At 58.1% G+C, this 14,890-nt stretch carries 10 protein-coding genes; 4 read left to right on the top strand and 6 right to left on the bottom strand.

The annotated features are described in order from the left end of the window. The 4 genes from Q0K10_RS01530 to Q0K10_RS01515 form a co-directional block, all read right to left on the bottom strand. Positions 1-1,350: a hypothetical protein gene (locus tag Q0K10_RS01530; protein WP_294502253.1), complete on the bottom strand. Its 1,350-nt coding sequence runs from the start codon at positions 1,348-1,350 to the stop codon at positions 1-3. After that, positions 1,347-3,917, bottom strand: coding sequence for a DUF2339 domain-containing protein (locus Q0K10_RS01525; protein ID WP_294502251.1), 2,571 nt, complete (start codon positions 3,915-3,917; stop codon positions 1,347-1,349). Before Q0K10_RS01525 ends, Q0K10_RS01530 begins: the two co-directional genes overlap by 4 nt. Before the next feature lie 111 nt (positions 3,918-4,028). Beyond that, complete coding sequence (gene radC, locus Q0K10_RS01520; RefSeq protein ID WP_294478244.1) at positions 4,029-4,751, bottom strand: DNA repair protein RadC; 723 nt, start codon at positions 4,749-4,751, stop codon at positions 4,029-4,031. After that, on the bottom strand, positions 4,736-5,944 hold the full coding sequence (locus Q0K10_RS01515) for an RsmD family RNA methyltransferase (RefSeq protein WP_294502249.1): 1,209 nt from the start codon (positions 5,942-5,944) through the stop codon (positions 4,736-4,738). Before Q0K10_RS01515 ends, radC begins: the two co-directional genes overlap by 16 nt. Before the next feature lie 175 nt (positions 5,945-6,119). On the opposite strand from Q0K10_RS01515, the gene Q0K10_RS01510 reads away from it, so the two are divergent. From Q0K10_RS01510 to Q0K10_RS01495, 4 genes are read left to right on the top strand one after another with little or no spacing between them, the layout of a single operon-like run. Then, entirely contained in the window at positions 6,120-7,241 is a 1,122-nt protein-coding gene (locus Q0K10_RS01510) for a DegT/DnrJ/EryC1/StrS aminotransferase family protein (RefSeq protein WP_294502247.1), read from the top strand. A gap of 9 nt (positions 7,242-7,250) precedes the next feature. Further along, on the top strand, positions 7,251-9,296 hold the full coding sequence (locus tag Q0K10_RS01505) for an ABC transporter ATP-binding protein (protein ID WP_294502245.1): 2,046 nt from the start codon (positions 7,251-7,253) through the stop codon (positions 9,294-9,296). Further along, entirely contained in the window at positions 9,286-10,569 is a 1,284-nt protein-coding gene (locus Q0K10_RS01500; protein ID WP_294502243.1) for a Mur ligase domain-containing protein, read from the top strand. Before Q0K10_RS01505 ends, Q0K10_RS01500 begins: the two co-directional genes overlap by 11 nt. Further along, on the top strand, positions 10,559-11,383 hold the full coding sequence (locus Q0K10_RS01495) for an MBL fold metallo-hydrolase (RefSeq protein ID WP_294502242.1): 825 nt from the start codon (positions 10,559-10,561) through the stop codon (positions 11,381-11,383). Before Q0K10_RS01500 ends, Q0K10_RS01495 begins: the two co-directional genes overlap by 11 nt. 145 nt (positions 11,384-11,528) lie before the next feature. Here the strand turns inward: Q0K10_RS01495 and Q0K10_RS01490 are convergent, their stop codons facing one another. Continuing rightward, the gene (locus tag Q0K10_RS01490; protein ID WP_294502239.1) at positions 11,529-12,470 is read right to left on the bottom strand and encodes a hypothetical protein; all 942 of its coding nucleotides are present in this window, start codon (positions 12,468-12,470) and stop codon (positions 11,529-11,531) included. Positions 12,471-13,324: 854 nt separating this feature from the next. Continuing rightward, positions 13,325-14,875 (bottom strand): basic amino acid/polyamine antiporter, encoded by a 1,551-nt coding sequence (locus tag Q0K10_RS01485; RefSeq protein WP_294502237.1) that lies wholly within the window; start codon positions 14,873-14,875, stop codon positions 13,325-13,327. Positions 14,876-14,890 lie beyond the last annotated feature (15 nt).

Here is a 14,890-nt window from a genome sequence, read left to right as displayed (position 1 = left end):
TCAATTGTCGTCCCGCGACTTCTCCACAAGGCCGATGTTCCGCACGATAAAGACAATCAGCACCAGGGCCAGCAGCACGGTCGCCGCCGGAAAGATCCATTTCGAAGAGAAAAACCAGGAATTCTCCTCCTCCGACTCCCGAAAATCAGGCGTATCCAACTGCGGGCCGCATTGGTATTCGTTGAACTTCAGCGTCGCCGTATTGATACCGGAAAGCGTCCGTCCGAGATCGTAATCACCGGGGGCGACACCGTTTCCTCCGTAACAGAGTTTCGCCGGGATATCCGCCGCAAGCGTAACGAGCCGGTAAACCGGGCCGTACCCCTTGAGCGTGAGAGTTTCGAGCGGCGGATTGTCCCCGTTCCGGATCGTGATCCGGCAGAGTCCGAGCCGCTGTTCGCCGCCAAATGAAATCGCCGTCGTGCGGCGGGTGTATCCCGGAATCGAAAGGCTCTCAAGCCGCGCATGTTTCTTCAAAGTGCCATCGACCGTCTCGAACGTCGCCTCGCGGCTGAAATTCGTGCTGGAACTCAACAGTTCGAGGCGCGTCATCGGAATCCACCGGCAATCAAACTCGATGACGGTACATTTCGTTTCCGGATCGTTCGCCACGCTCCGTATCTCCGGCTCGAACGACTGTTCAACGGCGCAGGCAGAAACATTTACGCTCTTCTTCACGCTGAGATCGATGCCGTCGATCTTCAGCTCCCGGAAGAGCACTTCGCGTTCCTCTTTGCGGTTCTCCGGCGTCTCTCCCTCCGTAATCCGGCGCAACGGGGAGACGTAATCCTCTCCGTAGTTGTCAATCTCGATTCTCAGCACCCGGTAGCATCCTGCGGAGAAATGGAACGAAACGCGCCGCAGCGCAATACGCGGATTGCGGTCGAAGAACGGAGACTCCCGCACAAGTTCATGCCACGCGACATTATCACGCCCCGAAATCGTCACGCGTTTCTCGAAATCCCGCTCGTTCGTCCGAATGGTGAGCGAGTCGACCCGCGCTCCTTTTCCATCCCTGCCGACACGGACGAAGATCACCGCCTTACGTCCTTCCAGCTTGAACGAAATAACCTGGCACGGCACCGGTTCGCTGCGCAATGTACTGCCACTTTCGAACAGCTGTTCGGATTTGAACGGAAGCTCCCGCCCTGCCGCAGAGTAGAGCCGCATGTCACCAAGCCCCGAAATCGCCGTCCAGACAGCGTTATTGAGCCGGACGGAATTCAGCTGTTTCGTCACCTCCTTCTCCGGCGGAACGAGTTCCGTAAAAAAACGGTAATCCTCCGGAGAGGCCGCCTGAAGTGCGCTGCAGAACACCAGCAACAACACATAAAGCAATCGTTTTCTCATTTCTCCGCCTCCTCCTTTTCCGTCTCCTCCCCGTCCGGCCGAAAGAGCTGTTCGACCCGCATGTAGGCGAACGCCCCGACAAAGAAGAGCAGCCCCATCGCCAGAAACGCAAGCACCCGGTAAAGCGACGGCAGCTTTGCCATATCAAGCAGAATCGCTTTCACCGCCACCACAGCGAAAAGGGAAAGCCCGCAGTAACGCATCGCCCGCTGCCGGAAGCGAATCCCGCCGATCAGCAGCAACAGCGCGTAAACCGCCCAGAGCACGGAGAGCCCGCCTGCCGCAAACTCAGGCACATAGAGCGTCAACCCCTGATACAACTCCACGCTGCTGTAACCGAACCAGAGCACACCGCCGGAAACAGCGAAAAATCCGGCGAAATTCCGAGACTCTCCCTCCCGGGCAAAGAGCCGTTTCGCCGTCCACGCGAGTCCCGCACTGTAAAGCAGAAACGCCGCCAGCCGGAATCCGCAGTCGAGCGGATAATCGATTTTCTGCCCGAGCAGTGCCAGCCGGACAAGATCCGCCACCGCCGCGATTACCAGTGCCGCCATCCAGCCGCCCAGCGTCCTGTTTCCGCTCCGGCGGTAGCGGCAGAACAGGAATCCGAGGGTACCGAGATAAAGCACGGCAGAGAGCGTGACCCGAAGCACCGGCGCAAAAACCGGGAAGTTCTCAATCTCGATCCGGAAGAGGGCAAAGAGGAAAATCGCCGCTCCCCAGAAAAATACATTGACGATCTCACCGTTCAATTCCGTGCCGAACGGTTCCGGTTCGTTCGTGCCGACCACTTCGGGCCGATGGCCGTCGGTTCCGCCGCCACGCTTCAGGATGAAATATCCAGCAGCGAACGCCAGCGCACAGCTGCCGAGTGACACAAGGCGGTCGAGCATCCCCGGCCAGTAGTTGTCCGCCTGGATGAACGTCAGTTCCCTGAGCATCACGACTGCATCGAAAGCCGCCACCGCATGGAGGATGAGCGCGAGCGTCGTCAGGAACCGGCTGCCGCAGCGCGAACCTAGGTAGAGCATCGCCACGGCCTGAATCGCCCACGCCGCCACGATCCAGTGGCCGGAGAGCAGCAGCGGGAACGTCAGCGCCACCGCAAACGAGGCGAATACCAGAAGCGCGAGGTAGAGATTCCGGTCACGCACACGGAATTTCACGCACGCCAGGAACTCCACCACAAACACCAGCGCCGCAAAGAGCGAGACTCCGGCCCCGTAACGCGAATCGGGGAAGCTCTTTTCGACTGCCCATATCGCGGTTATGAGATAGAGCGCCGCATTCGCAGCGAGCAGCAGGACTTCAAGCAGCGTGATCTTTTTCCGGTGCACGAGCGAATAGAGCAGCGGAAGCAGCGAAAAGAGCACAAAGAGCCCGCTTGCAAATCCGACCGTCTGCCCGAAGTCCGCCCGCGACAGCGGATCGTAAAACTTGTGCACTGCCCCCAGAAAAATCCCGTAATTCAACAGAAATGCGACGAAATTCAGAATTCTCCAGTTGCGATAAAACGCCAGGAAGAGCGCCCCTGCCCCGATGAGGACCAGATAAGCGAAGAGTTCCGGCAGATGTTTTGAGCCGGTCGAAAGCAGAATCGGCGTGGCGTATCCGCCGATCACCGCCACGAGCGCAACAAAGAGTGAATTCTGCCGCAATGCGAGCAGCGCCCCGGAAATCGTGATGAGGATCATGAGCGGGAACGCCGCCGTGACCGGCAGGAACTTGTAGATCGACGCCGCCGCGAAAATCGCGAAATAGAGCGTTACAATCCCGACTCCGGAGAGTCCGAAGCCGAGCAGCCGGTAACGCTCCGACTTCACCAGCCGGCAGCCGACGCCGACCACGGCAAGCCCGATGAGAATCACCCCCGCAATGCGCGCCTGGGGTGAAACCAGATTGTTGTCATGGGAATACTTGACGAAGAACCCGATCCCGATCAGCAGCAGAAGCACAGCGCAACGGACCAGCCAGACCGTCGCGACCGCATATTCGACCGCGACCCGGCGCGGCCGGAACTCCTCGCCGACAACGATCCAGCTCCAGATCTTCTGCAGCGCCTCCCCTGCACGCCGTTCGAATTCGGACGGATGAAGCTGCGGAATCGAAGCGGTTTCCGATTCCGGTTTCGGAGCAGATTCCGGCGCAGGTCTTGGCACAGGGCTGGGCGCAGGAGCGGCCTTCGGTTTCGGCTCCGGGGCGGTAAAGGAGGAGGCGAGCTTTTCGGCGAACACCGCCGCTGACCTCGGCTCCGGTGCGGAGACGGAGATGGTTTTCGGCACGGCTGCGGAAGCGGGAGAAACCGGCGGCTTCGGCACAGGCGCACAAACAGGAGCCGCCCGCGGCGGGGTGGAAATTCCCGGCATTGGTTTCGGTTCCGGTTTCGGTTTCGATGCGGCCACGGAAACGGACGGGCGAAACGCCCCCTGCCGCTCCAGTTGTTCAAGCCGTTCGGCGAGCTTCCCCACCGCTTTGCGGCAGGAATTGACTGCAATCACGTTCACAATGAGCAAGACAAATCCGCCGAGGAGAAAAAACAGGAACAGCAACACAATAAAAACTTCCATTCTATCACCTCCCGCACATCGAATGCACTTAAAATCCCCGACATGTTCCGAATTACTATATCATGGCAAAATGGATTTGCAACCCGGAAAGTCCGATTCAGCCGAACGCGATCAGATCTGGGCTTCGAGCCGCTTGAGCATACCGTTGCCGCGCAGACTCAGGCAGGCGGTCGGCGTCACAATCAGATGATCGACCAGCCCGACGTTGATCGTCCGGAGCGCGGCAAGAATCCGCCGCGTGGTCTGAAGATCCCCGTCGGAGGGCATGCAGATTCCACTCGGGTGGTTGTGCGCGGCGATGACGGCGGTCGCACCGGTCCGCAGGCACTTCTCGGCGATTTCGCGCGGGTAGACCGCCGCCCGGTCGACCGTCCCCGGAAACACCTGAAAATCAAGAACGTGATTGTGACTGTTCATGAAGATCACCATGAACGTCTCCTTGCGCCCGCCGCCGAGCTTCATGCGCAGAAACCGTTCCGTCGCGGCAGAGGAGTCCAGCACATCGACATCCCGGATCTTCTGTTCAAGGTACTTCGAGCAAAGCTGACGGATCAGCAGCACCAGCGTCGTTCCGCTCGGCCCCATCCCGTGCCGGTCGAGCAGATCCGCCGGGGTCGCGTCGAGCAGTTTCTCAAGCGAACCGTAGGTTTCCAGCAGCTCCTTCGCCAGCGGCTTCACATCGCGCCGCGGAATCGCGTAGGTGAGCAGCAGCTCGATCGCCTCGTAATCCTGAAGTCCGTCGAGCCCCGCCCGGAGGAACCGCTCCCGCAATCGTCGACGGTGGCCGTCCGTATGCTTTTTCTCCGGCCCGGCCATGCTCAGTTCCGCACCCATTCCGTGAAGAGTTCAAAGTGTTCGGTTCGCGGAAACATGTTCACGACCTCAAGTTGCCGCAAGACAAATCCGCCCCGGATCAGCCGGGCCGCGTCACGCGTCCAGGTCGCCGGATTGCAGGAGATGTAGACGAGATGCCGCAGCGAACTGCCGCAAAGTTCCTTCACCGCCTTCCCCGAGAGCCCGGTGCGCGGCGGATCGACCACAAGCAATGTCGACGCGGCCTCGTCCGTTCCACGCCCGGCCTCCGCAAGCGCCTCGGCCGCATCCCCGGCGACAACCCGCGCCGAAGTCGAAACGAATTTCCCCAGATTATACTTCGCCGCCTCCGCCGCCGCCCCGTCCGACTCGACCGCAAGGATCTCCGGCACACCGCGGCTCGCGGCCGCACAGCCGAAAAGACCCACCCCCGCATAGAGATCGATGACGCGACGCGGGTTCAGCCGCTCCACCACTTCGAGAAACCGTTCGACCAGACGCGCACCGCCCGCCGGATTCACCTGAAAGAAACTCCCGCACGGCACCGAAAGCTCCCCGAAAACGGTCTCCTCCCGCAGCCAGGTGAGGTTCTTCGCAGGCGCATTGCGCCAGAACTTCACGCCGTCGCGCTCCGTGCGGCGGAACGTCACGCTCATTCCCTCGTGCAGAGAGTGGAAAAACCCCTTGTCCGCCCGCAGCCGCGCAAGTTCCGCATTGATCTCCGGATGCGCCAGCGGACACGCCTCGATATCGGTCACGGTCATGTTGTCCGCCATGACGTAACCGAAAAAGGTTTCGCCGCGCACCTTGTGCGTGTGCAGTACGATCTTGTTGCGATATCCGAGCGGCGGCTCCGGAGCGAACGGCTCCGCGATGGCGGATTCCTCGAACGAAATCCCCGCCGCCTTCATCATGTCGAGCATCTGACGCTGTTTCAACGCGGTCTCATACAAATAATCGGCGTGCAGATAGCAACAGCCGGGACAGCGCCCGAAATAACGACATCCGGGATCGATCCGGTGCGGGCTCTTCCCCCCGAACCGGACCACCTCGGCCCGCGAAAAATTCTTCTTCTCCGCCGTAATCCTGCCGATGAGCTTCTCGCCCGGCAGCGTTCCCGGCAGAAAGATGACCTCCCCGTCGACCCGGGCGATTCCGTCGCCGCCCAGCGCGCAGGTTTCGACCTCACATTGAAATTCCGTACCGATCCGCATCTGTTTTCCCCGTGTTCCGGCGTTTAATATAGCCGGAAGAGAGGCAAATTGCGAAAAAAAATAAAAAAAAAGGTGAAAGATTGCAGAACCTGAGCTATATTATGCCAGAGTTTTGTATCGCGACTCCCCGGACGGGAGTTCTTCTGTTTTTCATTGAGCATAAGGAGATGGAAATATGGCGGTTCCGTTGCTGGATCTGAAGGCGCAGTACGCGACGATCAAGGAGCAGATTCTCAAGGAGTTTTCCGAGATCGCCGACTCCCAGTATTTCATCCTCGGCCCGAAGGTCGAGAAACTTGAAAAAGAGGTCGCGGCCTACTGCCACAGCAATTTCGCAGTCGGCGTCACGAGCGGTTCGGATGCGCTCATCATCTCGCTGATGGTCGAAGGGATCGGCCCCGGCGACGAGGTCATCACCACGCCGTTCACCTTTTTCGCGACGGTCGGAGCGATCGTCCGCGTCGGCGCGACGCCGGTCTTTGCGGACATCGATCCCGTGACCTACAACATCGACCCCTCGAAGATCGAGGAGAAGATCACGGCCCGCACGAAAGCGATCATCCCGGTTCACCTCTTCGGCCAGAGCGCCGACATGGATCCGATCATGGAAATCGCGAAAAAGCACAACCTCATCGTCATCGAAGACGCATGCCAGGCGATCGGAGCGGAATACAAGGGCCGGCGCGTCGGCTCGATCGGCGACTACGGCTGCTTCTCGTTCTTCCCGAGCAAGAACCTCGGCTGCTTCGGCGACGGCGGCATGGTCACATGCAACGATCCCGAAAAAGCGAAGCTCCTCAAAATATTCCGCAACCACGGCCAGAGCGGCACCTACATGCACGACTACGTCGGCGGCAACTTCCGTCTCGACGCCCTGCAGGCAGGCATTCTCTCGGTCAAACTGCCGCATCTCGACTCCTGGAGCGAGGCGCGCCAGCACAATGCGGCGGAATATGACCGGCTCTTTGCGGAAGCGGGTCTGCTCGACAAGGTGTCGCTCCCGAAAAAGGCCGCCTACCCGGTTCGCCACATCTACAATCAGTATTGCATCGAAGTCGCGGACGGCAAACGCGATGCGCTCGTCGCCCACCTGCGTGGAATCGGAATCGGCTGCGCTGTCTACTACCCGCTTTCGCTTCATCTGCAGCACTGCTTCGCCGCTCTCGGCGGGAAAGAGGGGGATTACCCGGTCAGCGAAAAGGCGACCGGCCGGATCATGGCTCTGCCGATCTATCCGGAATCCACCACTGCCCAGCGCAAAGAGGTCGTCGATGCAATCGCGGCCTTCCTCAAATAAAGGAGCGGCATGGGGCGCAGAAGCGGCAATGAGGGCGAATTCAAGGCGCAGAGTTACTTCCGGCTGCTGAAGTACGCCCGTCCCTACTGGTTTCGACTCACGGTCGGCATCGTGTCGGGAATTCTGGTCGGCGGCTCACTGCTTGTGAGTCTGCTGATGGTTCCGCGTCTGGTCGGCGCGGTCGAGCACGGAACCGGCAGCGGAGAGGCGGCCAAATTCGAGGAAGAGGCGCAGAACGTCGTCAAAATCCTCGAACAGCCCGGGCTGACCCGCGAGGAGAGAGAGAAAGCCGTCCAGGAGCTGCTGCACCCGGTCGACAACGACCCGCAGCTGACCAAGATGCTGAACGAAGCGCGCAGCGCGGCGGAAAAGTATGGACTTCCTTTCTCCGTCGAAGGGCGCGAAATCGTTGTAAGCTGGCCGAGGGAATTTCGATTCGAGGCGGTCGGTCCGGGAGGCCGGATCGCGTGGCAGATCTTCGCGGTCTATGTCTTCGTCTTCATCCTCGCGTGGACGGTGAAGAATCTCGCGACCTTCATCAGCAACTACTACACGCACTGGGTCGGAGCGAAGGTGGTCGCGGATCTGCGCGACAAGATCTTCGACAAACTCGTGAATCAGTCGTTGCAGTATTACGGGAAAATCGATATCGGACACCTCATCAGCCGTTCGACGAACGACACTTCCGCAATCGAAAACGCGGTGTCGAATTCCGTCGCGGATCTGACAAGCGCGCCGATCCAGATTTTCGCATGCCTCGTGGCGATTCTCATGGCGTGCCGGGAATATGAAAGCTATTCGCTTGTGGTGATTCTGCTCATCGGTGTTCCCGTGATCTTCCTGCCGATCCACTTTCTCGGGCGGAAGATCCGCCGGGTCTACCGGAAGAGTTTTGCACGTATCGCGGAGGTGTTCTCCCGGATGCACGAGGTGTTCACCGGAATCCGGGTCGTCAAGGCGTACAACACCGAAAAAATGGAAATCGAACGGTTCCACGGCGAGAACCGCCGCTACTTCAAACAGGTGGTGCGGGCACTGCGGCTGCAGCTGCTGCTCTCTCCGGCGATGGAAGTGGTCGCGGTGATTTCCACGCTGGTCTTTTTCGTCTACTCGTACAGCCAGGGAGTTTCGATCACGGAAATCGCGGCGCTGCTCGCGCCCGCCTTCATGGCCTACCGGCCGATCAAGGATCTGTCGAAGGTCGTGACTTCGATCCAGCGGTCGATGGCCGCGGCGGACCGGTACTTTGAACTCATCGACACGGACACATCGCTCCCGGAGAAGCCGAACGCCGTAAAACTCAAGGAGTTCCGGGACAAGATCGAGCTTGTTCACACCGAATTCTCCTACGAGGAGCGCAAAATCATCGACGATGTGAGCTTTGAAATTCCGAAAGGCGAAATGGTCGCCGTGGTCGGCGAAACCGGGTCCGGCAAAACCACCATCGCGAATCTCATCGCCCGCTTCTACGACGTGACGGGCGGAGCTGTGAAGATTGACGGCGTCGACGTGCGCGATTACGAGATCGCCTCGCTGCGCCGGGTCATCGGCGTTGTGAACCAGGATGCGATCCTCTTCAACGACACGATCGCGAACAACATCGCCTACGGCTGTCCGGAGGCAACCCGCGAGGAGATCATCGAAGCGGCGAAGCTCGCGAACGCCCATCACTTCATCGTCGACGGACGCCATGCCGAAGGCTACGACACGGAAGTCGGAGAAAAGGGATTCCGCCTCTCCGGCGGGGAAAAGCAGCGCGTGGCGATCGCCCGGGCGATTCTGAAGAATCCGCCGATTCTGATCCTCGACGAGGCGACCAGCGCGCTCGACACCGTGACCGAGAAACTCGTACAGGAGGCGTTGAACCGGGTCATGGCGAACCGCACGGTCTTTGCGATCGCGCACCGGCTCTCGACGATCCGCAACGCGAACAAGATCATCGTCCTCAAGGACGGCAGAATCGCAGAGTCCGGGACGCATGAGGAATTGATGAAAAACGAGTCCGGCATCTACTTCCGGCTCTACAACACGCAGTTTCAGCTCGATGAAGAGTGATCTTCCGCAACGCATTCACTTCGTAGGAATCGGCGGAGCCGGGATGGCTCCGCTCGCGGAAATCATGCTCGCGCGCGGCGCTTCGATCAGCGGAACCGACCGCGAATCAAACGGAAAAACCGCCCATCTGGCAGCGCTCGGCGCGACGGTCCACGCCGGACACAGCGCGGAGTTCCTGCCGGAAAACACGGAACTGGTCGTCTACTCCTCCGCCGTGACAGCAGAGAATCCGGAACGGAAACGGGCCGCGGAACGCGGAATCCCGCAAATCCGGCGCGGCGAATTTCTCGCACGCCTCGCAGCACTCTACCGGAGGCCGGTCGCGATTTCCGGGTCGCACGGAAAAACCACCGTCACGGCAATGCTCTCCCACATCCTCGCCCATACCGGGCGGGAACCGGGATTCCTCATCGGAGCGGCGGTAAACGGCGGCGACTCCGCCTCGGCAGGCGCCGGGGACGATCTCTTCATCATGGAGGTCGACGAGTCCGACGGCACCCACACATTTGTCCATCCTTATCTCGGGATCGTGCCGAACATCGAGGACGACCACAGCTGGAGTGTCGGCGGAGAGGAGCAGCTCTTTGCAAATTTCCGGAAATTCGCGTTTCAGAGCGAACATCTGCTCTACTACCCCGGCGAACACCCGGACGCGCTCTTCGCGGAACATCCGGCGGCGACCCGGCTTGACTTTCCGGGACCGGGCGCATTCGGCGGCCGGTGGCTCGGATTTCAGGCGCGCAACGCGAAACTCGCCGCAGCCGCGGCCGCTCTGCTCGGAGTCGATTCCAGAGAAGCGGAAGAGGCCCTCGCGAGTTTCGCGGGAGTCGCGCGCCGCATGAGCGTACATTACAACTCAGACACGCTGACCGTGATCGAGGATTATGCGCACCATCCAACCGAACTGGCAAGTTCGATCGAAGCGCTGCGGCTTGCATATCCGGAACATCATCTGCGGATCGTCTTTCAGCCGCATCGCTACGCGCGGCTGCACAAATATCTGCCGCAGCTGGCGGCGGAACTTGCAAAGGCGGATTCAGCCATCGTCACCCCGGTTTTTGCGGCGTGGTGCGAAACGGGGCCCTCCGGCGAAGCCGACCTCGCCGCAGCGGCGGGAGAACGCGTCCGCTATCTCGACGGCAACTGGGAGAAGATTGCGTGCACGGCGCTCGATTATCAGGGAGAACGTCCCCTGCTGCTCGCGGTGATCGGCGCGGGCGACATTGAACAGATCTTTCAACACCTCCCCGGGAGTCAGGCAGATGGCAGATGACACGCTTGCCCGAATGCGGCTCGTACTGCTCGGAACCGGAGCCGCCGATTATGACTGGAGCCGGCTCGGCGAACCGGGTGTGCGCGGCAGCACCAGTTCTCTCCTGAACGGGCACATTCTGATCGACTGCGGCGCGACAGGACTCCGGAATCTGCAAAGGAACGGCATCGACTTCGGAGCGGTCGACACACTGCTCGTAACCCACTCCCACGGCGACCATTTCCAGCCGGATCAGATTGTGGAGCTCGCCCGGACGCCGGGAAAAGCGAAACCATTCCGGATTTACGCCGCGCCGGAAGCGCTCGCACAGCTTCCGGAGGCCGGGGATTTTGAGAAACGCGAACTCGCTCCGGGGCTCCATTTCCAGCTGGGCGAGCTCAATGTGACTGCGCTCCCGGCCAATCACCTGACCGACTTTCCCTCGGAACAGGCGTATCACTTTCTCTTCGAAAGCGCGGCCGGAACGCTGCTCTACGCGCTCGACGGAGCGGGACTCACGAAACCGGAGTGGCTGCTGATCGACGGAATCAAATTCGACTGGATCGTGATTGACTGCACGATGGCGGAAGAGGGCGACTGGCGAATCTTCGAACACAACGACCGTACGGTGGTCCGCCATCTGCTCGCGACGTTCCGCAACCGCGGCATGATCGACGAAACGACCCGGGTCGTGCTGAATCACCTCGCCCGCACCCTCTGGCCCGAGGATGAGAAACTCATTCAGGCCAAAGCCGCCGAGATCGGCGCACAAGCGGCCTTCGACGGCATGACGCTCGAACGCGAACGCCGCTATTCCGCCCCTGTCGGCGTTTGAGAAAGAGAGAGCCGCCCCGGAGTCTGATCTTGTCGCTTATGCAACAGCGAAATGCGGGAGGTGATTTGCGCGGCACAGGCGACTACCGATTGACTTCCTCTGCTCCTTAGCGTTGTGGGTTTTGTTCAGTTCAATTATATTGTCTTTATTCCTTCAAAAGATCGCAAGTTGAGACGGTAAAAAGCTGTTTGCTGTCCCACGGATTGAGTTTGAATTCAAGTCCGTATTTGTTGTCGGTTTCATAGCGGGTCATGTAAAGTTGAAACGGTGTCCGCTGATAAAAGATTTTTCCAAATTTTTTGTCGGTATGGAAATCGGCTTCCACTCTCTGCTGATCTCCCCGCAGCACCATTACGATCTTCCCATTGTCAAATCCGATGCACCATGCAAAATCGGCATCGTCAAAATAATAGAATACACGGTCATCTTCAAATCTTATCCAGTAACCATTCCCGTATTTTTGCGGAATACCGACCGGAGCCGCATTAAATTTGATTTTCAGGAACTCCGTTTGAGCAAAACTTTGCGGCAGCGTGATTTTTTGAAACAACATGGTGTTTGTGCTTTTCGTGGGGGTAAGTGTCGTTTTATGGAGCTTGCCATCGGCATCTTTTTGAGTCAAGACCCATTGAGATTTATGATATGTAATTGATTCCCAACGTTGCGTTTTCCATTCGCCAGGCATGAACGACGCGGCAACCATGGCAAGACGCTTATGAAATAAATAGGTGTCTACAGCAGTCTCTTTGCCTTTCTCAGAGACCCGTGTATCATAGCTGGAGTCCAATTGCAAAACCACTTCGGCATCATCAACACTCCTCATCGAAACCTGTCCAATTATATTTTCAAAGCGGATCTCGTCGTTGCGAAACATCCAAATGGAAAAACAGCGTTTTCTGTCTTCGGATTTGCTGTTATACGGCACAAACGTCAGTGCATGTTTCGGAGAATAGAAAATATTTCCATCAGGTTTGCCATATTCATACCCAAAAATCAAGTCAATACCGGATTGATCAGCTTGACGCAATTCAATGCCATAAGACACGATTGAAATGAAACACAAACAACTTAAAAATACTTTTTTCATCCTCTCATCTCTGCTCCTTAGTGTTGATAACATGTCCATTTACATTTTTTATGACGTGTGTTAACGCAGTGATGAGCAATTTCTTTCAGACACCATATCCCTTTTATTTCTGGAATAAAGTTTGTTTTTATTGCTCTTTTTCTGATTGTAAAGCCGTTCCCCAAGTTCAAGCAGTTTTTGAATTCAGCATCGGGAGTGACTGTTTTGCGCTTGATGTCACGAATGGCCCGACCGAGAATCGTTTTCAACTGCCTTGTCGATTTTCTTGCTCGCTTAAACTGATTCGCTTTTGCAGAAACGCTCTGACGGCGCAAATTTTTCCGATCTGTTCATAAGTCTGCCGTAATTGAATGCCGTTTTTACGGGCAGATTGAACGAATCGTTCGCGCATACGGTCATAAAGCCGGGCATCGGTCGGATAACGGACTGCTTTTTCCTGAACTGTGCAGTCCACGTTTACACGAGACAACTCGACTTTTTTTATGAAGCCTTCACGCAACCCGGTTTTCAGACTCTCTTCAAGAATATATCATAAAATGTCAACTTTTTTATTGATTATCAATAAATCAAGTGTTTTTTCATAACCGACTGGTCTCATCAGGACGCCCGAGACTCACCCGCCCGCAACGCAAGTCTGCACAGCTCGTCCCCGTGAATCATGAGCACGGGGGATGCCGCGTTGTTTCATGCCTTCTCCGCCGTCGGACTTTTGAACGTCAACAGCGGAGAACCCGGATCAATCCCGCAGCCTTGAGGGCAGCGATGACCCGACTCGATCTTCTTTACAGGCCATCGGCGTCTCCTCGAATCAAAACCACCGGATGAACCGGGGGGGTTGATTTCCCGGGGAACAGCTATTTTCCGTCATGTTCGATGGTCTGAACCTCGTCCTCCGCCCAGTGCGCCCACTTGTGGAACCGCTTGTCGACCAGCGGAGTCTGAACGATCATCACAATGATCGAAATCACTGCGATTACGGCCACGGCAATCGCTCCGATCATCTCTTTCCGGGTAAAGACGCGGCGATCAGTCGCCGCCGCATCATCCGCAAGCGCGTTCTTCCGCCCCCAGACGAAGACCGGAATCCCGATCAGCAGGAAGACGAACGCGAACATGAGATAGCGCAATCCGGCCGAATAGATCATCCAGAGCGCGAAGAGCGACCCGGCCGCACCGCAAACGAGCGCGTAACGCAAACCGACCTGCATCCCGGCGGGATACTGTTTCGTCACACACATCTTCCAGAGATAGAGCGTACACGCCAGATAGGGCGGCAGAATCATGACCGAAGTGATCGTCAACATCGTATTCCAGGCATTATTCGCAAAGTAGACGAAAATCATCGCAAGCTGCATGACCGCGCTCGTGACGAAGAGTGAAACACTCGGCATCCCTTTGGAGTTGACTTTCCGGAACATGCGCGGGAACGTCCCGTCCAGCGCGGCCGCATACGGAATCTGCGCGATCATGATCGTGAACGCGAGCCAGCTCGTGAGCAACGCGACGATCACGCCGAGATTCATCAGAATCCCGCCCCACGATCCATGCACCACATCCTGCAGCAGCGGCGCGGTCGATGGATTCGCGAGATCCGCGAGTTGCGGCTGATACATCCGCCCGAACGGCAGAACCGAGAGCAGGACATAGATCGCCAGACAGACCAGAAACCCGAGCACAGTCGCCCGACCGACCGCCGCCGGACTCTTCGCCCGCGAGGAGACCACCACCGCCCCCTCGATGCCGATAAACGCCCAGAGCGTCACCGGCATCGTCGACCGCACCTGGTCGAAGAGCGACCCGAGCGGCTTGATCCCATGCTCCGGAATCGTCTGATTTCCAAGCACATCGGTCGAAAAGAAAATCCACCGGAACGCAAACAGCATAATCAGAATAAAGAACGCGATCGGTACAAGTTTGCACACCGTCCCGACCGTATTGATGAACGCCGCCTGCTTCATCCCGGCCAGCACCGCGAAGTTCATCCCCCAGATCACGATCGATCCGCCGACGATCGACCAGAGATTGTTCCCGCCGGTGAACACCCCCGGGAAAAAGTAGTTCAACGCATCCATGAGCAGCACCGCAAATCCGACATTGCCGAAGATGTTGCAGAGCCAGTAGGCCCACGCCATCTGAAATCCGGCAAACCGCCCGAAGCCGAGCCGGGCATAGGCGTATATCCCGGTCGAAGCATCCGGACGCGCAGCGGACAGGACACGGAACGTATTGGCGATGAAAAACATCCCGATCCCGGTAACGACCCACGCAATCACGACCGCGCCAAGAGCGGCGCTCTGCGCCATATTCTGCGGCAGGCTGAAGATCCCGCCGCCGATCATGGCGGAGACGACGAGGGCGGCAAGCGATATGACGCCGAGTTTTCTGTTGTCGTTCGATTCCGGCATTTTTCTCCCCTTTCA

This window comes from uncultured Victivallis sp., from assembly GCF_944391105.1.
Lineage (GTDB): Bacteria > Verrucomicrobiota > Lentisphaeria > Victivallales > Victivallaceae > Victivallis.
Note: the sequence above shows the minus strand (reverse complement) of the source record. Positions and strands in the feature narration are given on the sequence as shown.

Bases quoted from the DNA above. Each gene is read 5' to 3' on its own strand.
- Q0K10_RS01530 (WP_294502253.1), bottom strand. From the start codon at position 1,350: ATGAGAAAACGATTGCTTTATGTGTTGTTGCTGGTGTTCTGCAGCGCA.
- Q0K10_RS01525 (WP_294502251.1), bottom strand. From the start codon at position 3,917: ATGGAAGTTTTTATTGTGTTGCTGTTCCTGTTTTTTCTCCTCGGCGGA.
- radC (WP_294478244.1), bottom strand. From the start codon at position 4,751: ATGGGTGCGGAACTGAGCATGGCCGGGCCGGAGAAAAAGCATACGGAC.
- Q0K10_RS01515 (WP_294502249.1), bottom strand. From the start codon at position 5,944: ATGCGGATCGGTACGGAATTTCAATGTGAGGTCGAAACCTGCGCGCTG.
- Q0K10_RS01510 (WP_294502247.1), top strand. From the start codon at position 6,120: ATGGCGGTTCCGTTGCTGGATCTGAAGGCGCAGTACGCGACGATCAAG.
- Q0K10_RS01505 (WP_294502245.1), top strand. From the start codon at position 7,251: ATGGGGCGCAGAAGCGGCAATGAGGGCGAATTCAAGGCGCAGAGTTAC.
- Q0K10_RS01500 (WP_294502243.1), top strand. From the start codon at position 9,286: ATGAAGAGTGATCTTCCGCAACGCATTCACTTCGTAGGAATCGGCGGA.
- Q0K10_RS01495 (WP_294502242.1), top strand. From the start codon at position 10,559: ATGGCAGATGACACGCTTGCCCGAATGCGGCTCGTACTGCTCGGAACC.
- Q0K10_RS01490 (WP_294502239.1), bottom strand. From the start codon at position 12,470: ATGAAAAAAGTATTTTTAAGTTGTTTGTGTTTCATTTCAATCGTGTCT.
- Q0K10_RS01485 (WP_294502237.1), bottom strand. From the start codon at position 14,875: ATGCCGGAATCGAACGACAACAGAAAACTCGGCGTCATATCGCTTGCC.